Raw genomic sequence first — 24,159 nt, 5'->3', positions numbered from 1 at the left:
AACAATCCGGAACAAGCTGAAAATTGAAACGACATGTCGTTTTCATTCTCCGTAATAAGAATGAAAGCCACGACATGTTCGAGTCTCTCAAATGCTTGCAGCACGCAGCGTTGAAAAACGCCTGTGGGTTGTGAGGTTAAGCGACTAAGCGTACACGGTGGATGCCCTGGCAGTCAGAGGCGATGAAGGACGTGCTAATCTGCGTAAAGCGACGGTAAGGTGATATGAACCGCTACAGCCGTCGATGTCCGAATGGGGAAACCCGGTGCACTCAGTGCATCATTGCAGCATGAATACATAGTGCTGCAAGGCGAACCGGGGGAACTGAAACATCTAAGTACCCCGAGGAAAAGAAATCAACCGAGATTCCCCCAGTAGCGGCGAGCGAACGGGGAGCAGCCCAGAGCCTGAATCAGCTTGTGTGTTAGTGGAAGCGTCTGGAAAGTCGCAGGGTACAGGGTGATACTCCCGTACACAAAAACACACAGGCTGTGAGCTCGATGAGTAAGGCGGGACACGTGGTATCCTGTCTGAATATGGGGGGACCATCCTCCAAGGCTAAATACTCCTGACTGACCGATAGTGAACCAGTACCGTGAGGGAAAGGCGAAAAGAACCCCGGCGAGGGGAGTGAAACAGAACCTGAAACCGTGTACGTACAAGCAGTGGGAGCCTCTTTATGGGGTGACTGCGTACCTTTTGTATAATGGGTCAGCGACTTATATTCTGTAGCAAGGTTAACCGTATAGGGGAGCCGCAGGGAAACCGAGTCTTAACTGGGCGTTAAGTTGCAGGGTATAGACCCGAAACCCGGTGATCTAGCCATGGGCAGGTTGAAGGTTGGGTAACACTAACTGGAGGACCGAACCGACTAATGTTGAAAAATTAGCGGATGACCTGTGGCTGGGGGTGAAAGGCCAATCAAACCGGGAGATAGCTGGTTCTCCCCGAAAGCTATTTAGGTAGCGCCTCGTGAACTCATCTTCGGGGGTAGAGCACTGTTTCGGCTAGGGGGCCATCCCGGCTTACCAACCCGATGCAAACTGCGAATACCGAAGAATGTTATCACGGGAGACACACGGCGGGTGCTAACGTCCGTCGTGAAGAGGGAAACAACCCAGACCGCCAGCTAAGGTCCCAAAGTCATGGTTAAGTGGGAAACGATGTGGGAAGGCACAGACAGCCAGGATGTTGGCTTAGAAGCAGCCATCATTTAAAGAAAGCGTAATAGCTCACTGGTCGAGTCGGCCTGCGCGGAAGATGTAACGGGGCTAAACCATGCACCGAAGCTGCGGCAGCGACACTTATGTGTTGTTGGGTAGGGGAGCGTTCTGTAAGCCGTCGAAGGTGGCCTGTGAGGGCTGCTGGAGGTATCAGAAGTGCGAATGCTGACATAAGTAACGATAAAGCGGGTGAAAAGCCCGCTCGCCGGAAGACCAAGGGTTCCTGTTCAACGTTAATCGGAGCAGGGTGAGTCGACCCCTAAGGCGAGGCCGAAAGGCGTAGTCGATGGGAAACAGGTTAATATTCCTGTACTTGGTGTTACTGCGAAGGGGGGACGGAGAAGGCTATATCAGCCGGGCGACGGTTGTCCCGGTTTAAGCGTGTAGGTGTGTGTTCCAGGCAAATCCGGTTCACTTTACACTGAGGCGTGACGACGAGGCACTACGGTGCTGAAGTGATAAATGCCCTGCTTCCAGGAAAAGCCTCTAAGCATCAGGTAACACAAAATCGTACCCCAAACCGACACAGGTGGTCAGGTAGAGAATACCAAGGCGCTTGAGAGAACTCGGGTGAAGGAACTAGGCAAAATGGTGCCGTAACTTCGGGAGAAGGCACGCTGGCGCGTAGGTGGAGGGACTTGCTCCCCGAGCCGAAGCCAGTCGAAGATACCAGCTGGCTGCAACTGTTTATTAAAAACACAGCACTGTGCAAACACGAAAGTGGACGTATACGGTGTGACGCCTGCCCGGTGCCGGAAGGTTAATTGATGGGGTTATCCGCAAGGAGAAGCTCTTGATCGAAGCCCCGGTAAACGGCGGCCGTAACTATAACGGTCCTAAGGTAGCGAAATTCCTTGTCGGGTAAGTTCCGACCTGCACGAATGGCGTAATGATGGCCAGGCTGTCTCCACCCGAGACTCAGTGAAATTGAACTCGCTGTGAAGATGCAGTGTACCCGCGGCAAGACGGAAAGACCCCGTGAACCTTTACTACAGCTTGACACTGAACATTGAGCCTTGATGTGTAGGATAGGTGGGAGGCTTTGAAGCGCGGACGCCAGTCCGCGTGGAGCCAACCTTGAAATACCACCCTTTAATGTTTGATGTTCTAACGTGGCCCCGTGATCCGGGGTGCGGACAGTGTCTGGTGGGTAGTTTGACTGGGGCGGTCTCCTCCTAAAGCGTAACGGAGGAGCACGAAGGTCAGCTAATCACGGTCGGACATCGTGAGGTTAGTGCAATGGCATAAGCTGGCTTGACTGCGAGAGTGACGGCTCGAGCAGGTGCGAAAGCAGGTCATAGTGATCCGGTGGTTCTGAATGGAAGGGCCATCGCTCAACGGATAAAAGGTACTCCGGGGATAACAGGCTGATACCGCCCAAGAGTTCATATCGACGGCGGTGTTTGGCACCTCGATGTCGGCTCATCACATCCTGGGGCTGAAGTAGGTCCCAAGGGTACGGCTGTTCGCCGTTTAAAGTGGTACGCGAGCTGGGTTTAGAACGTCGTGAGACAGTTCGGTCCCTATCTGCCGTGGGCGCTGGAGAATTGAGGGGGGTTGCTCCTAGTACGAGAGGACCGGAGTGAACGCACCACTGGTGTTCGGGTTGTCATGCCAATGGCATTGCCCGGTAGCTAAGTGCGGAAAAGATAAGTGCTGAAAGCATCTAAGCACGAAACTTGCCCCGAGATGAGTTCTCCCTGACCCTTTAAGGGTCCTGAAGGGACGTTGAAGACGACGACGTTGATAGGCCGGGTGTGTAAGCGCAGCGATGCGTTGAGCTAACCGGTACTAATGACCCGTGAGGCTTAACCTTACAACGCCAGAGGCGTTTTTGAGGGACAGATTTTCAGCTTGTGACGGATAAAAATTAGCGGGAACGAAGGATTCTGCGGCATGGCGCACGGTCATGACGCAAAAGATTCGTTCCGTGCACCAAGATTTGCCTGGCGGCTGTAGCGCGGTGGTCCCACCTGACCCCATGCCGAACTCAGAAGTGAAACGCCGTAGCGCCGATGGTAGTGTGGGGTCTCCCCATGCGAGAGTAGGGAACTGCCAGGCATCAAATTTAGTGTGCTGATATGGCTCAGTTGGTAGAGCGCACCCTTGGTAAGGGTGAGGTCCCCAGTTCGACTCTGGGTATCAGCACCAGTTAAGACATGAGTTCGGTAAATAAAGAATTTGCCTGGCGGCTGTAGCGCGGTGGTCCCACCTGACCCCATGCCGAACTCAGAAGTGAAACGCCGTAGCGCCGATGGTAGTGTGGGGTCTCCCCATGCGAGAGTAGGGAACTGCCAGGCATCAAATAAGAGAGAGCCCTTCGCGTATGCGAAGGGCTTTTTTCGTTGTGGCAGCCGTCAGAATCCCTCCTCTTTATTCGCTGCAAACCACCGCATTCAACAGCCGCAGCCTGTTTTGTCGGCAATAAAAAACCCGGCACCAGGCCGGGTGATAAGAGATTACACGCTACATCAGTGAATCACCTGCGACAGAAAAGCACGGGTGCGTTCTGATTTAGGATGAGCAAAGAACTCCTGTGGTGGCGCTACTTCAACGATCTCCCCCCGATCCATAAAGATCACCCGGTCGGCAACGGTGCGGGCAAAGCCCATTTCATGAGTAACGCACAGCATCGTCATACCATCTTCAGCCAGGCCGATCATGGTATCCAGCACTTCCTTCACCATCTCAGGATCGAGCGCTGACGTCGGCTCATCGAACAGCATAATTTTCGGCTTCATGCAGAGCGATCGTGCGATGGCTACACGCTGCTGCTGGCCGCCGGAGAGCTGGCCCGGAAACTTGTGCGCATGCTCGGCAATACGCACCCGCTGCAGATAGTGCATCGCCAGCTCATCGGCCTCTTTCTTTGGGATCTTTCTGACCCAGGAAGGCGCCAGCGTACAGTTCTGTAACACGGTCAGATGCGGAAACAGATTAAAGTGCTGGAAGACCATTCCCACTTCGGTACGGACCCGCTCAATGTTGCGCACATCATCATTCAGATGAATACCATCGACGACAATGCGTCCCTGCTGATGCTCTTCAAGATGATTTATGCAGCGAATGGTGGTCGATTTACCGGAGCCCGATGGGCCACACAGCACGATGCGCTCGCGGGGTTTAACCTGCAGGTTGATGTCTTTCAGTACGTGAAACTGTCCGTACCATTTATTCACGTTCTCAAGCGAAATCATCAACGCGTCGGAAGAGTGTGTCATAGAGTGTGTCATGTAAAACCTCAGTGCGATTTACGCCCGGTGTGAAAGCGCTTTTCCAGATACTGGCTGTAGCGCGACATGCTAAAACAGAAAATCCAATAGACCAGTGCGGCAAAGACATAGCCTTCGGTCGACATGCCCAGCCACGTCGGATCGACGGTAGCCTGCTGGACGCTGCTGAACAGATCAAACAGGCCGATGATGATGACCAGGCTGGTATCTTTAAATAGCGCAATAATGGTATTCACCAGACCCGGAATGGTCATCTTGAGAGCCTGCGGCAGAATCACCAGCATCTGTGTTTTCCAGTAACCCAGCGCCAGAGACTCGGCGGCCTCATACTGACCTTTCGGCAACGCCTGCAAACCGCCACGCACCACTTCAGCAACATAGGCGGACTGGAATAAAATCACCCCAACCAGCGCACGTACCAGTTTATCGATGGTGGTGCCTTCAGCCATAAACAGCGGCAGCATCACCGATGACATAAACAGCACGGTGATCAGGGGAACGCCGCGCCAGAACTCGATGAAGATAATCGACAGCGTACGCACCACCGGCATCTTTGAACGACGTCCCAGTGCCAGCAAAATCCCCAGCGGCAGGGCGCCGGCAATCCCGACCGAAGCGATAATCAGTGTCAGGGTTAAACCGCCCCACTGCCGGGTTTCGACCCGCTCGAGTCCCAGATAGCCGCCATACAGCAGCAGCCAGACAATCACCGGATAAACCACCACCCAGAGTGCGATGTAGCGCCCACGAGACGGCAGGCTTTTGATAAACATCGGAACGATCGACAGCAGCCCAATCACCAGCGCCAGGTTGATTCGCCAGCGCAGTTCATGCGGATAGAGTCCATACATGAACTGACCGAAGCGGGCGTGAATAAACACCCAACAGGCACCTTCTTTGGTGCAGTCGGCACGGGTGGTACCGAACCAGTTAGCCTGAAAAATCAGCCAGTTCAGCGCAGGCGGGATCACGTGCCAGATGACCCAGATGCAAAACAGCGTCAGCAGGGAGTTAAACCAGCTGGAGAATAAATTCTTACGCGCCCAACGCCAGGCGCGACTCGCCAGATTCGTCGGGACCGGGGGCGTTTCATGTGTTGTAACAGACATAGTCATCCCGTTCTCTTAACGCTCAACCAGCGCGATTTTGCGGTTGTATAGGTTCATTAACAGTGAAATCAGCAGGCTGATAATCAGATAAACGCCCATGGTGATAGCAATGGTTTCAATCGCCTGTCCGGTCTGATTGAGTACCGATCCGGCAAACAGCGACACCATATCGGGATAGCCGATGGCGGCAGCCAGTGAGGAGTTTTTCACAATGTTCAGATACTGGCTGGTCAGCGGAGGAATAATCACACGCATCGCCTGCGGAATAATCACCTGCCGCAGGGTCACTGGATTAGGCAGACCCAGCGAACGTGCCGCCTCATGCTGCCCGTACGGCACGGACTGGATCCCTGAGCGAATCACCTCAGCAATAAACGATGAGGTGTAGATCGACAAGGCGAGGGTCAGCGCTGCCAGCTCAGGGATCATCACCGAGCCTCCACGGAAGTTAAAACCGCGTAGCTGTGGCACATCCCAGTGGGTCGCTGCGCCAAAACCAAGGTGCGCAATCAGCGGGAACAGAATCAGCATCGCGATAGCCGCCGGCCACGAACGACGTAGCTGACCGGTTTTCAACTGATGCTTGCGGTTGTAGCGGTACAGCCCATAGCTGGCGGCTATCGCCAGCAGCAGTGCGATCACAAACGGCCAGCTGCCTGGCGCATAGGTTGGCCACGGAACGTATAAACCACGGTTGCTGACATACGCCAGGTCAAACGCATTCAGTGCCTGACGCGGGCCTGGCAAATTGCGTAACACGGCAAAGTACCAGAAGAAGATCTGCAGCAGCGGCGGGATATTACGGAAGGTTTCGATATAGATATTGGAGAGCTTCCGCAGCAGCCAGTTGTCGGAAAGGCGCGCCAGACCAATAGCGAAACCGAGAACAGAAGCAAAAACGATACAGAGCGCGGAGACCAGCAGGGTGTTGGTTAATCCGACCATAAACACCCGGGCGTAGGTATCTCCCTCAGTGTAATCAATCAAATGCTGAACGATACCAAAACCGGCAGTGCGCTCAAGAAATCCAAACCCGGAGGTGATACCGCGGTTAGCCAGGTTGATAATGGTGTTATGAACCAGATAACCCACCACACCAAGCACCGCGACTATCGCTATTAACTGATAAAGCCAGGCGCGAACCGTGGGATTACCGAATGAAAAATCCCTTTTCACGGTTGGGCGTTGTGACATGTTGAAACCTCAGTAACGAAAGCTGGGGTAGGGCACCGCAGAATACGGTGCCCGATTGGCGAGGGAGAATTAACGTACTGGCGGTGCGTACTGAATGCCGCCCTGGTTCCACAACGCATTCTGACCACGCGCGATCTTCAGAGCGCTATCTTTACCGACGTTACGATCAAAGCTTTCCTGATAGTTGCCCACTTGCTTAATGATGTTGTAGGCCCATTTATTGTCCAGCTTCAGATCCTTGCCAAAATCACCCTCGGCACCCAGCAGGTGCGCCATATCTGGCGTGGTCGGTTTGGCAGTCATCTGATCAACGTTTTTCGATGAAACGCCCATCTCTTCAGCATTCAGCATGGCGTAGAGCGACCATTTAACGATGGTGAACCAATCGTCATCACCGCGACGGACCACCGGACCCAGCGGCTCTTTTGAGATAACTTCCGGCAGCACGATAAATTCGTCAGGTTTGCCCAGCTTGATGCGCAACGCATAGAGCTGAGACTGGTCAGAGGCCAGCGTATCGCAGCGACCGCTGTCCAGCGCCTTGGCGGACTCATCGGAGCGGTCAAAGGTCACCGGCGTGTACTGCATCTTATTGGCTTTGAAGAAGTCAGCCACGTTCAGTTCGGTATCAGTACCCGCCTGAATACAAACCGTGGCCCCGTCCAGCTCTTTAGCGCTTTTTAGCCCGGCTTTCTGGTGAGTCAGGAAGCCAATGCCGTCGTAATAATTGACGCCCGCAAACAGGAAGCCCATGCCGCCATCACGTGATGAGGTCCAGGTGGTATTGCGCGACAGGATGTCGACTTCGCCTGATTGCAGCGCAGTGAAACGCTCTTTGGCAGTCAGCGGGGTATATTTCACTTTGGTTGCGTCGCCAAACACCGCTGCAGCCGCTGCCCGGCAGACGTCAACATCGATACCGGTAAACTTGCCGCTGGCATCTGCATAAGAGAAGCCGGGTAAGCCGTCACTGATCCCGCATTGAACAAAGCCTTTCTTCTTAATTGCATCCAGAGTCGTGCCGGCGTGTGCCTGCTGAGCAACGGCCAACAGCGAGGCCGCAGCAACCAGCGTAGAGAGCATCATCTTTTTCATAAAGCATCCTGTGTGGAGGAATCATGTTGTTATGTTTGCGCACTTTAATGTGCGTTTTTACTGTCTGTGGCGGTCAGCCATTCACGACTCTGCAAAGCTGATGCCAGGTTTGCAGAATCCTGAATTCTCATGAAGGTACGGTTAATAATCAGAAGTGATTTGAAAGTTCCGCTAATATCGCGCACCAAAAGGAAGCAATGCGAGTCGACCCGATCACATTTAGTGCAATTAGTTTCACTATATGGAAGCAATGTGAGCCATCGCTCAGGCGTAAATGTATGTGGAAGATGCTTTGCTTTTTAAGGTGTACAGGATCACAGAAGCCAGTGCTGACCGGGAACGGCTGGCAGGCAAACGCGGTGGGAAGGAGGGGGCAGAAGAACAGGGTAAGAAAGCGAGGCAGTGAAATATCACCTCAGCGATTGCAACTATAGTTACCATATTGACGGTAACTGTTTCACGGGTTTTGCCGACGCTTTGTGGAACAGCGCACAAATAAAAACGCCAGCCCAAAGGCTGGCGTAATTAACAGACAGAACCAGAATCAGTTCATGCCGTATTTTTTCAATTTCTTACGCAGCGTACCGCGGTTGATACCCATCATCAGGGCAGCACGGGTCTGGTTGCCACGGGTATACTGCATCACCATGTCCAACAGAGGCTGCTCGACTTCAGCCAAAACCAGCTCATACAGGTCACTAACATCCTGACCGTTCAGTTGAGCAAAATAGTTCTTCAGTGCCTGTTTAACCGAATCACGCAAAGGTTTTTGAGTTACCTGATCCTGTGAGTTAACGGTAGAAACGGTCAGTACGTCAGAATTTACGCGTTGTTCGAACATAGTTCTTTCAGCTCTTTATTTCGTTACGCAAGATTTTCGAAGTATGCCTCCAACGCCTCCAGCTGTTCGCTGGCATCCTCAATGGCGTTGAATGTGCGCCGAAACTGGTCATTCGGGGCGTGCTCCTGCAGATACCAGGAGACGTGCTTTCGCGCTATACGGTATCCCTTGCCTGAACCGTAAAAGTCGTGCAGCTCACGTATATGCGAAACAAGCAAGCGCTTGACCTCTGCCATTGGCAGCGGGGCAAGCAGCTCCCCAGTGTCCAGATAATGCTGGATTTCCCGGAAGATCCACGGTCTTCCCTGAGCAGCGCGTCCTATCATCAGAGCATCGGCCCCTGTATAGTCGAGCACCGCTCTGGCTTTATGCGGGTCAGTTATGTCTCCATTCGCGATAATCGGAATAGAAACACTCTGCTTAACTGTCCGAATGCTGTCATATTCAGCTTCCCCGTTGAACAGGCAGGCACGAGTGCGGCCATGTATCGTCAGAGCCTGAATACCACAGCGTTCAGCCAATTGGGCAATCGCGACACAGTTCCTGTTTTCAGGATCCCAGCCAGTACGAATTTTCAGTGTTACCGGCACATCCACTGCATTGACCACTGCGGAGAGGATTGACTCCACCACGGCGGGATATTGCAGCAAGGCTGAACCCGCCATTTTGCGGTTAACCTTCTTGGCAGGGCAGCCCATATTAATGTCGATAACCTGTGCACCGGCCTCAACATTAATCCGTGCAGCTTGCGCCATTTCGCTGGGATCGCAACCGGCGATTTGCACGGCGCGAATGCCTGGCTCATCACTGTGCACCATACGTAAACGAGATTTGTCGCTGGCCCAGACTTCCGGGTTCGAAGACAACATCTCAGAGACCGCCATGCCTGCACCCATTTCATGACACAGCGTCCTGAATGGCCTGTCGGTAATCCCGGCCATCGGTGCTGCAATCAGTCGATTTCTCAGCTGGAGGTTTCCAATACGCATGAAGTCAGAATGGCCATACTGTGTCTGCAAGGCGGCGTATATTACGCATTTTTTCCGGAAGATGAAAGGCCAAACTTTGAACAATTGGCAAGAAAGATCAATGAAATCCGGGTGATTACCACTCGACGTTAAAATTATACTTAAATATCATGATATTAGGCATTTATGCTGAAATTGTGAGCAAACGTTTTTCCGAAAAAGCAGATCTCTTAGCCAGATAATAAACGTCACATGCCGTGATTAACGATACAAGCAACCATTGATAATGCAGAAAGCCCGTAACTTACGCTACGGGCTGGCTGAATATGCTGTTAAGCCCTTTCAGCGTTGGCCTGGAGGGCATTCAGGCAACAAGCGCGCTTCGCAGATTCAGTTCTTCACACCGGTAATCCGGCACCATTCTTCTTTGACCGCCACCGGGTCGAGCGCGAACTGCGCTGCATAGGCTTCGCAGACGCCTTCCGCCTGGCTCTCCAGTACGCCAGAGAGTCCCAGATGGCCGCCGGGCTTCGGCAGTACGCTAATCAGCGGTGCCAGCTCACGTAACGGGCCCGCCAGGATATTGGCGACCACCACATCCGCCTGCAGATTTTCCGGCTGCTGGTGGGGCAGGTAGAGCGACAGACGATCGGAAACGCCATTGCGCTCAGCGTTATCGCGGCTGGCCTGGATCGCCTGTGGATCGATATCGATACCAATCGCCTGCGCCGCGCCGAGCTTGAGCGCAGCGATCGCCAGGATCCCTGAGCCACAGCCAAAGTCGATCACCGTTTTACCGGTCAGATCCAGCCCATCCAGCCAGGTCAGGCACAGCGAGGTGGTCGGATGCGTGCCGGTGCCGAACGCCAGGCCCGGATCGAGCATCACATTCACCGCCTCGGGGTCCGGTACATCGCGCCAGCTTGGACAGATCCACAGCCGCTCGCCAAAACGCATTGGGTGAAAGTTTTCCATCCACTCGCGTTCCCAGTCTTTATCCTCGATCTGTTCGATCTTATGACGGAAATCAGCACCTAACAGTGGATGTTGCGCCAGTTCAGCGACGATCGCCGCCATATCACTTTCGGCATCGAACAGGCCGATAACGTCAGTATCGCCCCACAGGCGAGTTTCGCCCGGCAACGGCTCATAGACCGGGTTGTCATGCGTATCCTGAAAAGTGACCGAAACAGCACCGGTCTCCATCAGCACATCGCTCAGCGTTTCAGCGTGTTCACCCGAGCTGTTTATCTTGATTTGAATCCACGGCATAACGTCTCTCTTACATTCAATGTTGCGGCGCGTCGGCAGTTTGCGGCGCGCGTCCAAACAGGTTGCCGACTAAAAATGCCAGCAGGCTTAAAAGCAGGGAAGGCACAATCGGGTGGAATCCCATGATTTGCAGGTTAAGGCTCGCCAGAAACGCGTAGCAACCGCCGCCGGTGACCATGCCGGTAATGGCTCCTGCTGCGTTGGCGCGTTCCCAGTAAAGTCCCAACACCAGCGGCCAAAGAAATACCGCTTCCAGACCGCCAAACGCCAGCAGGTTGAGCCAGATAATCATATCGGGCGGATTCCAGGCGGCAATCAGCAGCAGGATGCCGAGCGCAAAGGTAATGGCGCCAGATAACAGTCGCAGCCGCGGCTCATTTTCCATCTGCTGCGGTGCCACGCGCAGATAGAGATCTTTAATCAGCGTAGCGGATGCCTGCAACAGCTGGGCATTAATGGTCGACATAATCGCCGCCATCGGTGCCGCCAGAAACAGCCCGGCCGCCAGCGGCGGAAGGACGGTGATCATTAACGTCGGGATCACCCGATCCGGAACCGTCAGATCGGGCAGTATGGCCCGCCCCAGCGCACCCGCCAGATGCATACCCAGCATCAGGATCACCACCACGATGGTGCCCAGCATGATCGCCCGATGTACCGCCTTGCTGTCTTTATAGGAGATGCAGCGCACGGCGGTATGGGGCAGGCCGATCACGCCGAAGCAGACCAGCACGATAAACGAACTCAGAAAGGTCGGGGTAATGATCTCGCCCGGTCCCTGTGGCGTCAGTAATTGCGGATCGATAGCGTGCAGCTTCTGCACGGCAGTACCCAGTCCGCCAGCCTGATGGATCACGGCGAACAGCAGCAGGAACGTGCCGATCAGCATCACCACGCCCTGCATCGCGTCATTGAGCACGCTGGCACGGAAGCCGCCAAAGGCGGTATAAAGCGCAATGGTGCCGCCGAAAATCAGTAAGCCGGTGTCATACGGGATGCCCGCCGCGGTTTCCAGTAACCGTGCGCCGCCGATAAACTGCACCGTCATGGCCCCGATAAATGCAACCAGCAGGCTCAGGCTGGCCAGCCAGATCAGCAGCGGACTTTGATAACGCGCATAGAGCATGTCATTCAGCGTCACCGCATTGTGCTTACGCGCCAGAATAGCGAATTTCTTGCCCAGCACGCCGAGGGACAGCCAGACGGCAGGCACCTGCACCATTGCCAGCAAGACCCATCCCAGACCATATTTATAGGCGGCACCGGGCCCGCCAATAAACGAGCTGGCGCTGATATAGGTGGTGGTCAGGGTCATGGCCAGAACGAACCCGCCCATAGAGCGGCTGCCAAGAAAGTATTCGGTCAGAAAGTTGCCCTGACGCTGTTTACGGACCGCGAAGACTGACAGCGCGGCAATCAGCACCAGATAAATTAATAACGGCAGGATAATTTCAAAATTCATTTTTATCCTCCAGCGACATGTCGCGGAAAATCACGCGGACCATCAGCCAGCATAAAAAAATGAACAGCAGCGGAGCAAACACGCAGGAAAGTTCGAACCAGCGCGGCAAGCCGGTGATCCCCGTTTCACTCCCGCCCAGCCAGGCGGCAAGCCCCCAAACGGCCAGCCAGAGCAGGGTCAGATAGAGTGACCAGCGGGCCTCTTTATGCGCCTGTATAAAACGAGCATCCATGTTTCAACCTTAACGCTAGCGGCAAAAGAAAAAGGCCGGATTAACCGGCCTCAGACTAACTCAGCGTTGCGATTACTTCTCGTGCAAGCCGAGTTTTTTCTCCAGATAGTGGATATTGGTTCCACCATGCTGGAAGTTTTCGTCGGACATGATCTTCATCTGCAGTTCAATATTGGTCTTGATACCGTCGATGATCAGTTCCGCCAGCGCATTCTTCATGCGGGCAATCGCCACCTCACGGGTTTCGCCGTAGGTGATCAGTTTGCCGATCATGGAATCGTAGTAAGGCGGCACGCTGTAACCGGAGTAAATATGCGACTCCCAGCGCACGCCGAAACCGCCTGGCGCGTGGAAACGGGTGATTTTGCCCGGGCTCGGCAGGAAAGAAACCGGATCTTCAGCATTGATACGGCATTCAACCGCATGGCCGCGAATAATCACCTCTTCCTGTTTGATCGACAGCGGCTGACCGGCAGCAATACGCAGCTGCTCTTTGATCAGGTCAACGCCGGTAATCATCTCGGTCACCGGATGCTCTACCTGAATACGGGTGTTCATCTCAATGAAGTAGAACTCGCCGTTTTCATACAGGAACTCGAAAGTACCTGCACCGCGGTAGCCAATCTCAATACAGGCTTTGGCACAGCGATCGCCGATGAAGCTACGCAGTTCTGGCGTGATGCCTGGCGCTGGCGCTTCTTCCACGACTTTCTGGTGACGACGCTGCATTGAGCAGTCGCGTTCGCCCAGATAGATGGCGTTGCCCTGACCGTCGGCCAGTACCTGAATCTCGATATGACGCGGATTCTCCAGATACTTCTCCATATAAACCATGTCGTTGTTGAAAGCCGCTTTGGCTTCCGCTTTCGTCATGTTAATGGATTGTTCCAGATCTTTGTCGCTGCGCACTACGCGCATACCACGACCGCCGCCGCCGCCGGAGGCTTTGATGATCACCGGGTAACCAATGCGCTTCGCGAACGCACGGTTCTTTTCCATGTCATCGGTCAGCGATCCGTCAGAACCGGGGACGGTTGGTACACCGGCTTTCTTCATGGCGTTAATCGCGGACACTTTATCGCCCATCAGGCGAATGGTATCGGCTTTCGGGCCAATAAAAATAAAGCCTGAGCGCTCAACCTGCTCGGCAAAATCAGCATTCTCAGACAGGAAGCCGTAGCCGGGGTGAATCGCCACCGCGCCGGTGATTTCTGCTGCGGAGATCAGCGCCGGGATGTTGAGATAACTTTTGACTGACTGCGCCGGGCCGATGCAGACGGTTTCGTCCGCCAGTAGCACGTGCTTCAGGTCACGGTCCGCGCTTGAGTGTACCGCCACAGTCTTGATGCCCAGTTCTTTACAGGCACGCAGAATGCGCAGCGCGATCTCACCGCGGTTAGCAATAACAATTTTATCCAGCATGGTCCGCCCCGTTATTCGATGACAACCAGTGGCTCGTCAAACTCGACCGGCTGACCGCTCTCGACCAGAATGGCTTTCACCACACCAGATTTGTCGGCTTCGATCTGGTTCATCATCTTCATAGCTTCGACGATGCACAGGGTATCGCCAGCGTTAACTTTCTGACCCACTTCGACGAAGGCTTTCGCGTCCGGGCTCGGGGTGCGATAGAACGTCCCGACCATTGGCGAACGCACGATGTGGCCGCTGATTTCAGCTGGCGCCGCTTCCGCGATGGTAGCAACAGGTGCTACGGCGGTCGCCAGGGCAGGCTGCTGTACTGGCGCAGCATAAGCCTGCTGCATCATCGGATAGCCAACATTTGCAGGTGCACGGCTGATACGAACGGACTCTTCGCCCTCGGAGATTTCCAGCTCGGAGATGCCAGATTCTTCAACCAGTTCGATCAGTTTTTTAATTTTACGAATATCCATGAGTGGGGTTCCGTACTCAGTGTGATTAATTAGTTTGAGACAGGCGTTTTACTGCCGTTTGTAAAGCCCATGTGTAGCCGTCAGCGCCAAGCCCACAGATGACGCCAGCTGATACATCAGAGAGATAGGAGTGATGGCGAAAGGGCTCGCGTGCATGCACATTTGAGAGATGAACCTCAATAAACGGAATCGACACCGCTAACAGGGCATCACGCAGCGCGACGCTGGTATGGGTAAACGCGGCAGGATTGATAATGATGTAATCCACATTGCCTTTGGCCTCATGAATGCGATCAATCAGCTGAAATTCAGCGTTGGATTGCAAGTGGCTTAACTCCACATTCAGTTGGTCTGCCTGACGAGCAAGATCGTCCACAATCTGCTGCAGCGTGGTGTGACCATACTTATCAGGTTCACGGCTGCCCAACAGATTCAGGTTGGGACCGTTTAAAAGCAGAATATGTAATTTATGCGCCATCTTGCTGCCATCTCCCGCAATCATTGAGGCATCGCGTAAAATACCTTGCCAATCTCCATTTGTCACCTTTCACGATGAAAAACAAGACCCGCTTTGCAATAAAGCCGGGCATTATATCCGTTTCGTGTCATTTCGCAGCAAAATACTGGTCTTATCTGCGAAGATGATCGGATGTGACCCGAAGGCCACATCTTTTAGCAGATAGTCGGGGAGGAAAACAACCACAGAAGGACTAGCGGGGCCACCATTTAAGAAACTTTTTGTAACGCCACGCTAACAATAAGGCGGCCAGTCCGGCATAGATAAGTGGCTGGGGCGACACGGTTTTGACCGACCAGATGTAGTGAATCGGCACCAGGATCGCTACCAGATAGATGGCGTTATGCAGCGTTTGCCAGCGTTTGCCGAGCCTGCGCTGCGCCCGCTGAAATGAGGTCAGCGTCAGGACCAGTAGTATCAGCCAGCTGATAATACCGAGTGTCAGATAGGGACGAGAAATTAACTCGCTGCCGAGCAGTCGCAGGTTATCGGCACCCAGTTCCAGCAGATAGTAGCTCAGCAGATGGAGAGAGGCCCAGACAAAGGTCCAGACGCCCAGCAGACGGCGGGTGCGGATCAACAGCGGCTGTTTGCCATAGCGCGCCAGAGGCGATACCAGCAGCGTGCCCAGCAGCAGTTTCAGCGCCATGCGCCCGGTAAAATGTTGAATATCCTTCGCCGGGTCTGCGCTTAATCCACCCTGCATGGCGGCAAGGATCAGATAAACCAGCGGCAACAAAGCCGCCAGATGCAGGATCACCTTGAGCCAGGTGATCTGTTTTAACGACAGGCGTACCACTCAGTAATTCTCCCGCAGGTCGAGTCCGCGATAGAGTGAAGCGACCTGATCGGCATAGCCGTTAAACAGCAGGGTAGGTTGACGCTCCACTTTCAGGCTGCCACCGGGGCCAATAAAGCGCTCGGTGGCCTGCGACCAGCGCGGATGATTGACGTGCGGATTGACGTTGGCATAGAAGCCATATTCATCCGCCGCAATCTGGTTCCAGGTCGTCGGCGGCTGATTAGCGGTCAGGGTGATTTTGACGATCGATTTAATCCCTTTAAAGCCATACTTCCACGGCACCGTCAGGCGAATCGGCGCGCCGTTCTGCGGCGGAAGCGCCTTGCCATAAACGCCGGTGCTCAGCAGCGTCAGAGGGTGCATCGCTTCATCCAGTCGTAGCCCTTCAACATAGGGATAATTCAGCCCGCCGCCGATAAAACGATCTTTCTGGCCCGGCATTTGTTCAGGGTCATACAGCGTCTGAAAGGCGACGAAACGCGCTTTGCTGGTGGGTTCAGCCAGAGAAATCAGCTTATTCAGCTCAAAACCGACCCACGGCACCACCATCGACCAGGCTTCGACACAGCGCATGCGGTAGATACGCTGCTCCATGGCAAAGCGTTTGAAGATATCATCCATGTCCAGAGTGATCGGTTTCGCCACTTCGCCATCAATCGTCAGTTTCCAGGCATCGGTTTTCAGCGTGCCGGCATTGGCTGCAGGATCGGCCTTATCCAGGCCAAACTCATAAAAGTTGTTATAGCCAGAAACCTTCTCTGCCGGCGTTAAGGTCAGGTCGGCCTGATACTGTGGCGGTTTGCTAAAGTCCAGCGCCCGACCGGCGGGGGCGGGCGGGCGATCGTTGCCCTTGAACCAGCTGAGAATGTCCGCATTGGCCACGCCGGGCAGACCGATCGCCGCTGCGCTCAGTCCCAGCGTTTTCAGCACCTGGCGGCGCTTCATATTAAAGATGCTTTCCGGCGTTACGTCGGCTTCCGTCAGATAATCATTGCGCTTCATGGTGCACTCTCCAGCCGTGGTCTTATTGACCAGCATGATGACTATTACCGATCGCCGCCAGTTTCGCCGTTAAAATGTGAAATTTCCTGGTTGCCAGCGTCGATGAGAATGCGCCGAAAAGCGCCGGGATCAACATCAGCTTCGCTTTCCCGACGATATACTTCCGCTTCAGTCGTCACGATACTGTCGCTAAAGGCAAATTATGCTATTTTGCTCGCGTTTTCGTCAGGCTGACGGTACAAGGTTGGGTGATCCGGTTATCACCGCAGTAACACAGGCACAGGGATGCGATTAACCACAAAACTATCTGCGTTTATTACCTTTCTTAGCATACTGGCAATGATATTAATGCTGGTGGGCTGTGCTTTTAGCGTTTTCTGGTTCAGCCAACAGCGGGGAGAACAGCGCGCGCAGGTGCTGGCAACCGAGGTCGATCAGGCGCTGCTTGTCCAGTCGCCCGACCAGTTGCACGGCTGGATTACCCGATTAATGCCGATCATTAATGCCGAGCAGATTCAACTTTACAGCGGCGACCACATCTTTTTCTCTCTTTCCCGTCACGAAAACCTGATGCTCGACCACCAGCCCAATCGCTTCATCCAGTTTGAGGTGCCGTTAATCCATCAGCCGGGTGTAAATGTACGGGTTGTCACCCTCGATCCCGCCCGGACCTGGCTGCGCTCAATTATTGGCACCTATGCAATGGGCACGGTGTCGACGGTAGTGCTGATAATGAGCCTGCTGCTGTTTATTTTGCATCGCTGGCTACGCCGCCAGTGGCGCGGCATGGAGCACCTGGAAATACGCGCAGAAGCGATTATTGACGGTGAGCGTGGGGTGGGGCCAAAACGCAATCTGGATGAATGGCCGCCCAGGGCGAGCCGCGCGCTGGATGTACTGCTCACCGATTTACAGGAAGCCGGGGAGCAGCGTCTGCGTATCGATACGCTGATCCGCACCTTTGCTGCTCAGGATGGCCGTACCGGTCTGAATAATCGCCTGTTCTTTGATAGCCAGCTCGCCACGCTGCTGGAGGATCAGGAGGATGTCGGCACCCATGGCGTGGTGATGATGGTGCGGCTGCCGGATCTGGAGACGCTGAGCGAAACGCTGGAGCCAGGGCTGGTCGATGAGTATCTGTTTAATATCGTCAACATGCTCTCCACCTTTGTGCTGCGTTATCCTGGCGCACTACTGGCGCGCTATTTCCGCAGTGATTTTGCCGTGTTACTGCCGCACCGCAGCCTGAAAGAGGCCAACAGCATCGCCGATCAGCTGATCAATGCCGTCGATTCTCTACCGCCGATGCGGATGGTGAATCGCGATGACCTGATCCATATCGGTATCAGCGCCTGGCACAGCGGGCAGACGGTGCCGCAGGTGATGGACAATGTCGAAATGGCTACCCGACGCGCGGCGCTGTTAGGAGGCAACAACTGGACCAACGGGGCCGGTAATCCTCAGGATGCCGGGCGCGGAAGCGTGCGCTGGCGTACTCTGCTGGAAAACACCCTCAGCCGCGGCGGTCCGCGCCTGTATCAGAAACCGGCGGTCAATATTGAAGGCAAGGTGCAGCACCGCGTGATGCTGACCCGTATCTTTGATGGTGATAAAGAGGTGCTGGCGGCTGAATATATGCCGCTGGTGCAGCAGCTCGGCATGGCCGATAGCTGGGATCGCCAGATGGTCACCCGCATTGCCGCCTTATCTGAACTCTGGCCGGAAGAGACGCTGGTGATACCGGTCACTATTAACTCGCTGCTGCACCGATCTTTCGTGCTCTGGTTGCAGAATATGTTGCTGCAATGCCCCAAAGGGCAAAGAAAGCGATTTTTATTTGAACTTGCCGAGGCAGATGTCTGTCAACACATCAGCCGTTTAACGCCGGTGTTCCGCGCCCTTAAGGCATTTGGCTGTCGTGTCGCGGTTAATCAGGCTGGTTTAACCGTGGTCAGCAGCGCCTACATTCGCCAGCTTCCGGTTGAACTGATCAAACTTGATGCCGGTCTGGTGCGCAATATTGAGCGCCGCACCGAAAATCAGCTGTTTGTGCAGAGCCTGCTGGAAGTGTGCAAATCGACCCATACCCAGGTATTTGCTGCCGGCGTTCGCACTAAAGCGGAGTGGCAGGCGCTGGTGGCGTTAGGCGTGGCGGGCGGACAGGGCGACTTCTTTGCCCCTTCGCAGCCGGTAAACAGTAATGTGAAAAAGTACTCACAACGTTACCGGATTTAGCGGATTGCCAGCTTTTGACGCTGACGCAGGCTTTTTTTAGCCTTGAGTCCGGGTCGGGGCGCAAAACTGCTGGCCGGAAATGTTAGATTTTATGTCGGAAACATCGGCCTCTACGGCGATAAAAAGCGGCACCGATGGCGTCTTATCGCCCTTCCGCTGTCAATGATGGCCGGTTCCGATGACTTAAACGCAATTTGGCGTCTTTTTTCACCGAAGCAGAACGTTTTTGCGCCTTGTGGCAGCTTCGTGTGGTTGGTAAAGTAAGCGGATTTTATTTTCCGCCCCCAGCTTGCAGGATTATCCCTTAGTATGTTTAAAAAATTTCGTGGCATGTTTTCCAATGACTTGTCCATTGACCTGGGTACCGCGAATACCCTGATTTATGTGAAAGGACAAGGCATCGTGCTGAACGAGCCTTCCGTGGTAGCTATTCGCCAGGATCGTGCCGGTTCACCGAAAAGTGTCGCGGCCGTGGGTCATGACGCAAAACAGATGCTTGGCCGAACGCCAGGCAATATCGCAGCGATTCGCCCGATGAAAGATGGCGTAATTGCTGACTTTTTCGTCACCGAAAAGATGCTGCAGCACTTCATCAAACAGGTTCACAGCAACAGTTTCATGCGTCCCAGCCCGCGCGTGCTGGTCTGCGTACCCGTTGGGGCAACGCAGGTAGAACGTCGCGCCATCCGTGAGTCCGCTCAGGGTGCTGGCGCACGTGAAGTCTTCCTGATTGAAGAGCCGATGGCGGCAGCGATCGGCGCTGGCCTGCCGGTATCAGAAGCGACCGGTTCAATGGTAGTCGATATCGGTGGCGGTACCACAGAAGTGGCGGTGATCTCGCTGAACGGCGTGGTTTACTCCTCGTCGGTCCGTATTGGTGGCGACCGTTTCGATGAAGCTATTATTAATTATGTGCGTCGTAACTACGGTTCACTGATTGGTGAAGCGACCGCAGAACGTATCAAGCATGAGATCGGCTCAGCCTATCCAGGCGATGAAGTTCGCGAAATTGAAGTCCGTGGCCGTAACCTGGCTGAAGGTGTACCGCGCGGCTTTACGCTGAACTCCAATGAAATTCTTGAAGCGCTGCAGGAGCCGTTAACCGGCATCGTTAGCGCGGTGATGGTCGCCCTGGAACAGTGTCCGCCAGAGCTGGCGTCGGATATCTCCGAACGCGGCATGGTGCTGACCGGCGGCGGTGCGCTGCTGCGTAATCTGGATCGTCTGCTGATGGAAGAGACTGGCATTCCGGTGGTTGTCGCTGAAGATCCGCTGACCTGTGTGGCGCGCGGTGGCGGCAAGGCGTTGGAAATGATCGACATGCATGGCGGCGATTTGTTCAGCGAAGAATAATTGCCTCAACCGGCTGGGAACGTCATGACGATGCGCAGGAAGTCGCGTGTCAACCGGCGCGCTATGCGCCGGTGCAATGCGTCCAGCTCAGGGAAGCACGGTTTTATACCGGGCTTCCTTACCTGTCGTCGAGGATCACGCAGATTATATGAAGCCGATTTTTAGCAGGGGACCATCCCTGCAGTTGCGTCTTTTCCTGGCCGTCATCGTGGCGATTGCCATTATCATTGCTGACAGCCGTGTGGGTTCTTTTACCCAAATACGCAACTATCTGGATACGTCGGTCAGTCCGTTTTACTTCCTGGCCAATGGGCCGCGCCAGATTCTGGATGGCGTGTCAGAGTCGCTGGCGTCACGTCAGCAGCTTGAGCAGGAAAACAAAGCCTTACGTCGCGAGCTCTTCCTGAAAAACAGTAACCTGCTAATGCTGGGGCAATACAAGCAGGAAAACGCACGCCTGCGTGAACTGCTGGGTTCACCGCTGCGTCAGGACGAGCAAAAGATGGTAACGCAGGTCATCTCAACCGGCACTGACCCTTATACCGACCAGGTGGTGATCGACAAAGGCAGCGTTAACGGTGTCTATGAAGGTCAACCGGTCATCAGTGATAAAGGGGTGGTCGGACAGGTGATTGCGGTCAGTCAGCTGACCAGCCGCGTATTGCTGATTTGCGATGCCTCGCATGCGCTGCCGATCCAGGTATTGCGTAATGACATTCGCGTCATTGCCGCCGGTAACGGCTGTACCGAAGATCTCCAGCTTGAGCATCTGCCGGGTAACACCGATATCCGGGTCGGTGACGTGCTGGTGACTTCCGGTATTGGCGGCCGCTTCCCGGAAGGTTATCCGGTGGGGGTGGTTTCCTCGGTTAAGGTCGATACCCAACGCGCTTATACCGTGATTCAGGCCCATCCGACCGCAGGCCTGCAGCGTCTGCGCTATCTGCTGCTGCTGTGGGGAGCCGACCGCAATGGTGATATGCCGCTGCCGCAGGATGAAGTGCATCGCGTCGCCAACGAACGGCTGATGCAAATGATGCCGCAGGTTCTGCCGCCAGCCGGAGAAATGGGACCGCCTGCGCCAGCGGCGCAGATGGGCCCGCCAGCACCGGCAAACGGCAGCAATGCCGGACAGGGTAATTCTTCGCGTTCACGCGGAGGTCAGCCTTGAGTCGATATCGTAGCCAGGGACGTTGGGTCATCTGGCTCTCTTTCCTGGTTGCGCTGGTCCTGCAAATCATGCCGTGGCCGGATCAGATCTATATGTTCCGGCCCTCATGGTTGTTATTGATCCTTATCTATTGGGTGCTCGCCCTGCCGCATCGGGTTAACGTCGGCAGCGGCTTCCTGCTGGGCGCCATCATGGATCTGATCGCCGGTTCCACCCTCGGCGTGCGGGCGCTGGCGCTCAGCATTATCGCCTATCTGATCGCCTTTAAGTTCCAGTTATTCCGCAACTTAGCGTTGTGGCAGCAAGCGTTAATGGTTATGGTGCTGTCTCTGGCTATGGATGTGATTGTCTTCTGGGCGGAATTCCTGGTTATCAACGTTTCATTCCGACCTGAAATTTTCTGGAGCAGTGTCGTCGACGGTATTCTCTGGCCATGGCTATTCTTACTCATGAGAAAGATTCGTCGTCAGTTTGCTGTTCAATAAGGAAATTTATGGTAACCCTTTATCTTGCTTCCGGTTCACCGCGTCGGCGTGAGCTGTTAACGCAGCTTGGCCTGACCTTCGAGCGCATCGTGACTGACGTTGAAGAACAGCGTCAGCCAAATGAAGTGGCAGAAAACTATGTTCGCCGCCTGGCCAATGACAAAGCGCAGGCGGGTGTCCGGCTGGCCGCGCAGGATCTGCCGGTGCTGGGGGCTGATACGATCGTGGTGCTGAACGGTGAAGTACTGGAAAAACCGCAGGATGCGGCGCATGCGGCCGAAATGCTGCATAAGCTCTCCGGACAGACGCATCAGGTGATGACCGCAGTGGCGCTGGCCGATCGTCACCAGGCGCTGGATTGTGTGGTGACCACCGATGTGACATTTCGCACCTTAACCGCCTCCGATATCACCGATTATATTGCCACCGGTGAGCCAATGGATAAAGCCGGTGCATACGGCATTCAGGGCAGGGGCGGCAACTTTGTCCGCAAAATTAATGGGAGCTACCACGCGGTGGTTGGACTGCCTTTGGTTGAGACCGAAGAGTTGCTCAGTCACTTTCAGTCACTGCGTGCCGTAAGGGGTCAACATGACGGCTGAATTACTGGTTAACGTCACGCCTTCTGAAACGCGTGTTGCCTATATTGATGGTGGCATACTGCAGGAAATTCACATTGAGCGCGAAGCCCGACGCGGTATCGTCGGCAATATTTATAAAGGCCGGGTGAGCCGGGTGTTGCCGGGCATGCAGGCCGCGTTCGTCGATATCGGTCTGGATAAGGCCGCTTTTTTGCACGCCTCAGACATCATGCCGCACACCGAATGTGTGGCAGGTGATGAAAAGAAAAACTTTGTCGTGCGTGATATCGCCGAGCTGGTGCGTCAGGGGCAGGACCTGGTGGTGCAGGTGGTGAAAGATCCGCTGGGCACCAAAGGCGCACGCCTGACTACTGATATCACGCTGCCGTCGCGCTACCTGGTGTTTATGCCGGGCGCGTCGCACGTCGGCGTTTCTCAGCGTATCGACAGTGAAAAAGAGCGCGAACGTCTTAAGGCGGTGGTCGCCGACTATTGCGATCACCTGGGCGGCTTTATCATCCGCACTGCCGCAGAAGGCATCGGCGAAGAGGAGCTGGCGCAGGACGCGGCGTTTCTCAAGCGTCTGTGGACCAAAGTCAGCGAGCGTAAAAAGCGCAACCAGACTCGCTGTCTGCTCTACGGTGAGCTGGCATTAGCCCAGCGTATTTTGCGTGATTTCGCCGGCGCAGCGCTGGACCGCATCCGGGTCGATTCGCGTCTGACCTGCGATATGCTGGTGGAGTTCACCAGTGAATATATCCCGGAAATGGCCGGTAAGCTGGAGCTCTACAATGGCAAACAGCCGATATTTGATCTGTTTGATGTAGAAAATGAGATTCAGCGCTCGCTGGATCGCAAAGTTGAACTAAAGTCTGGCGGATACCTGATCATCGATCAAACCGAAGCGATGACCACCATCGACATCAACACCGGTGCCTTTGTCGGCCATCGTAACCTTGATGAGACCATTTTTAATACCAATGTTGAAGCCACTCAGGCGATAGCGCGTCAACTGCGGCTGCGTAATCTTGGCGGCATCATCATTATCGACTTCATCGACATGAGCAACGAAGAGCATCGCCGTCGGGTGCTGCACTCGCTGGAGACCGCCCTCAGTAAGGATCGGGTGAAGACCGGCATCAGTGGCTTCTCGGCGCTCGGCCTGGTGGAGATGACGCGCAAACGAACGCGTGAAAGTATTGAGCACGTGCTGTGTGAAGATTGTCCGGTGTGTAAAGGACGCGGCACGCTGAAGACGGTTGAAACGGTCTGTTATGAAATCATGCGTGAGATTGTGCGGGTACATCATGCCTATGATGCTGACCGCTTCCTGGTCTACGTCTCGCCGACCGTCGGCGAAGCACTGAAAACCGATGAGTCCCATGCGCTGGCAGAGGTCGAAATATTTGTCGGTAAACAGGTCAAAGTCCACGTCGAAGCGCTCTATACCCAGGAGCAGTTTGACGTGGTGATGATGTAAAATCAGACC

General features: G+C 54.6%; 21 protein-coding genes, 1 tRNA gene and 3 rRNA genes. 10 read left to right on the top strand and 15 right to left on the bottom strand.

Features of this window, described 5'->3' with window-relative positions; translation table 11 throughout:
* Window positions 1-134: 134 nt before the first annotated feature.
* The 4 genes from AC6I8I_RS17800 to rrf (AC6I8I_RS17785) all read left to right on the top strand — a co-directional run bounded on the left by AC6I8I_RS17800 (window position 135) and on the right by rrf (AC6I8I_RS17785) (window position 3,523).
* Window positions 135-3,039 (top strand): 23S ribosomal RNA (locus AC6I8I_RS17800).
* Between the two features lie 129 nt (window positions 3,040-3,168).
* Window positions 3,169-3,284, top strand: a 5S ribosomal RNA gene (gene rrf, locus AC6I8I_RS17795).
* A gap of 14 nt (window positions 3,285-3,298) precedes the next feature.
* Window positions 3,299-3,374 (top strand) — tRNA-Thr (locus tag AC6I8I_RS17790).
* A gap of 33 nt (window positions 3,375-3,407) precedes the next feature.
* Window positions 3,408-3,523 (top strand): 5S ribosomal RNA (gene rrf, locus AC6I8I_RS17785).
* Between the two features lie 171 nt (window positions 3,524-3,694).
* Here rrf (AC6I8I_RS17785) and AC6I8I_RS17780 read toward each other — a convergent pair.
* The 15 genes from AC6I8I_RS17780 to AC6I8I_RS17710 form a co-directional block, all read right to left on the bottom strand.
* Window positions 3,695-4,456 carry an amino acid ABC transporter ATP-binding protein gene (locus tag AC6I8I_RS17780; RefSeq protein WP_031375137.1) on the bottom strand — a complete coding sequence of 254 codons (762 nt, stop codon included), beginning with the start codon at window positions 4,454-4,456 and terminating at the stop codon, window positions 3,695-3,697.
* 8 nt (window positions 4,457-4,464) lie between these two features.
* Window positions 4,465-5,565 carry an amino acid ABC transporter permease gene (locus AC6I8I_RS17775; protein WP_312057516.1) on the bottom strand — a complete coding sequence of 367 codons (1,101 nt, stop codon included), beginning with the start codon at window positions 5,563-5,565 and terminating at the stop codon, window positions 4,465-4,467.
* Window positions 5,566-5,580: 15 nt separating this feature from the next.
* A complete protein-coding gene (locus AC6I8I_RS17770) occupies window positions 5,581-6,759 on the bottom strand; it encodes an amino acid ABC transporter permease (protein ID WP_312057517.1) in 1,179 nt (392 codons plus the stop codon).
* 69 nt (window positions 6,760-6,828) lie between these two features.
* Window positions 6,829-7,854 (bottom strand): amino acid ABC transporter substrate-binding protein, encoded by a 1,026-nt coding sequence (locus AC6I8I_RS17765; RefSeq protein ID WP_312057518.1) that lies wholly within the window; start codon window positions 7,852-7,854, stop codon window positions 6,829-6,831.
* 544 nt (window positions 7,855-8,398) lie between these two features.
* Window positions 8,399-8,695, bottom strand: coding sequence for a DNA-binding transcriptional regulator Fis (gene fis, locus AC6I8I_RS17760; RefSeq protein WP_003855228.1), 297 nt, complete (start codon window positions 8,693-8,695; stop codon window positions 8,399-8,401).
* Between the two features lie 23 nt (window positions 8,696-8,718).
* Complete coding sequence (gene dusB, locus AC6I8I_RS17755; RefSeq protein ID WP_031375133.1) at window positions 8,719-9,684, bottom strand: tRNA dihydrouridine synthase DusB; 966 nt, start codon at window positions 9,682-9,684, stop codon at window positions 8,719-8,721.
* Window positions 9,685-10,053: 369 nt separating this feature from the next.
* A complete protein-coding gene (prmA, locus tag AC6I8I_RS17750) occupies window positions 10,054-10,935 on the bottom strand; it encodes a 50S ribosomal protein L11 methyltransferase (RefSeq protein ID WP_312057520.1) in 882 nt (293 codons plus the stop codon).
* Window positions 10,936-10,951: 16 nt separating this feature from the next.
* Entirely contained in the window at window positions 10,952-12,397 is a 1,446-nt protein-coding gene (gene panF, locus AC6I8I_RS17745) for a sodium/pantothenate symporter (protein ID WP_312057522.1), read from the bottom strand.
* Window positions 12,387-12,629: a YhdT family protein gene (locus AC6I8I_RS17740; protein WP_312057524.1), complete on the bottom strand. Its 243-nt coding sequence runs from the start codon at window positions 12,627-12,629 to the stop codon at window positions 12,387-12,389. The genes panF and AC6I8I_RS17740 overlap by 11 nt, the downstream gene beginning before the upstream one ends.
* A 72-nt stretch (window positions 12,630-12,701) precedes the next feature.
* On the bottom strand, window positions 12,702-14,051 hold the full coding sequence (gene accC, locus AC6I8I_RS17735) for an acetyl-CoA carboxylase biotin carboxylase subunit (protein WP_312057526.1): 1,350 nt from the start codon (window positions 14,049-14,051) through the stop codon (window positions 12,702-12,704).
* Window positions 14,052-14,062: 11 nt separating this feature from the next.
* Window positions 14,063-14,524, bottom strand: a complete 462-nt coding sequence (gene accB / locus AC6I8I_RS17730) for an acetyl-CoA carboxylase biotin carboxyl carrier protein (RefSeq protein WP_312057528.1) — start codon at window positions 14,522-14,524, stop codon at window positions 14,063-14,065.
* A gap of 25 nt (window positions 14,525-14,549) precedes the next feature.
* Window positions 14,550-15,002 (bottom strand): type II 3-dehydroquinate dehydratase, encoded by a 453-nt coding sequence (gene aroQ, locus AC6I8I_RS17725; protein WP_312057530.1) that lies wholly within the window; start codon window positions 15,000-15,002, stop codon window positions 14,550-14,552.
* A gap of 232 nt (window positions 15,003-15,234) precedes the next feature.
* Entirely contained in the window at window positions 15,235-15,840 is a 606-nt protein-coding gene (gene msrQ, locus AC6I8I_RS17720) for a protein-methionine-sulfoxide reductase heme-binding subunit MsrQ (protein ID WP_497828160.1), read from the bottom strand.
* On the bottom strand, window positions 15,841-16,845 hold the full coding sequence (gene msrP / locus AC6I8I_RS17715) for a protein-methionine-sulfoxide reductase catalytic subunit MsrP (protein ID WP_312053361.1): 1,005 nt from the start codon (window positions 16,843-16,845) through the stop codon (window positions 15,841-15,843).
* 44 nt (window positions 16,846-16,889) lie between these two features.
* The gene (locus AC6I8I_RS17710; RefSeq protein WP_497828159.1) at window positions 16,890-17,024 is read right to left on the bottom strand and encodes a hypothetical protein; all 135 of its coding nucleotides are present in this window, start codon (window positions 17,022-17,024) and stop codon (window positions 16,890-16,892) included.
* Window positions 17,025-17,130: 106 nt separating this feature from the next.
* On the opposite strand from AC6I8I_RS17710, the gene csrD reads away from it, so the two are divergent.
* The 6 genes from csrD (at window position 17,131) to rng (ending at window position 24,150) form a co-directional block, all read left to right on the top strand.
* Entirely contained in the window at window positions 17,131-19,080 is a 1,950-nt protein-coding gene (csrD, locus tag AC6I8I_RS17705) for an RNase E specificity factor CsrD (protein WP_312053360.1), read from the top strand.
* A gap of 309 nt (window positions 19,081-19,389) precedes the next feature.
* Window positions 19,390-20,433: a rod shape-determining protein MreB gene (mreB, locus tag AC6I8I_RS17700; protein ID WP_003855260.1), complete on the top strand. Its 1,044-nt coding sequence runs from the start codon at window positions 19,390-19,392 to the stop codon at window positions 20,431-20,433.
* A gap of 148 nt (window positions 20,434-20,581) precedes the next feature.
* Entirely contained in the window at window positions 20,582-21,604 is a 1,023-nt protein-coding gene (gene mreC, locus AC6I8I_RS17695) for a rod shape-determining protein MreC (protein WP_312053358.1), read from the top strand.
* Window positions 21,601-22,089: a rod shape-determining protein MreD gene (gene mreD / locus AC6I8I_RS17690; RefSeq protein ID WP_312053356.1), complete on the top strand. Its 489-nt coding sequence runs from the start codon at window positions 21,601-21,603 to the stop codon at window positions 22,087-22,089. Before mreC ends, mreD begins: the two co-directional genes overlap by 4 nt.
* Window positions 22,090-22,097: 8 nt before the next feature.
* Window positions 22,098-22,691, top strand: coding sequence for a Maf family protein (locus AC6I8I_RS17685; protein ID WP_312053354.1), 594 nt, complete (start codon window positions 22,098-22,100; stop codon window positions 22,689-22,691).
* Window positions 22,681-24,150, top strand: a complete 1,470-nt coding sequence (gene rng / locus AC6I8I_RS17680) for a ribonuclease G (RefSeq protein ID WP_279810019.1) — start codon at window positions 22,681-22,683, stop codon at window positions 24,148-24,150. The genes AC6I8I_RS17685 and rng overlap by 11 nt, the downstream gene beginning before the upstream one ends.
* Window positions 24,151-24,159: the final 9 nt, after the last annotated feature.

This window comes from Pantoea sp. X-Soil-YNGN-775 (assembly GCF_059730575.1).
This window is presented reverse-complemented; position numbering and strand designations above follow the sequence as displayed.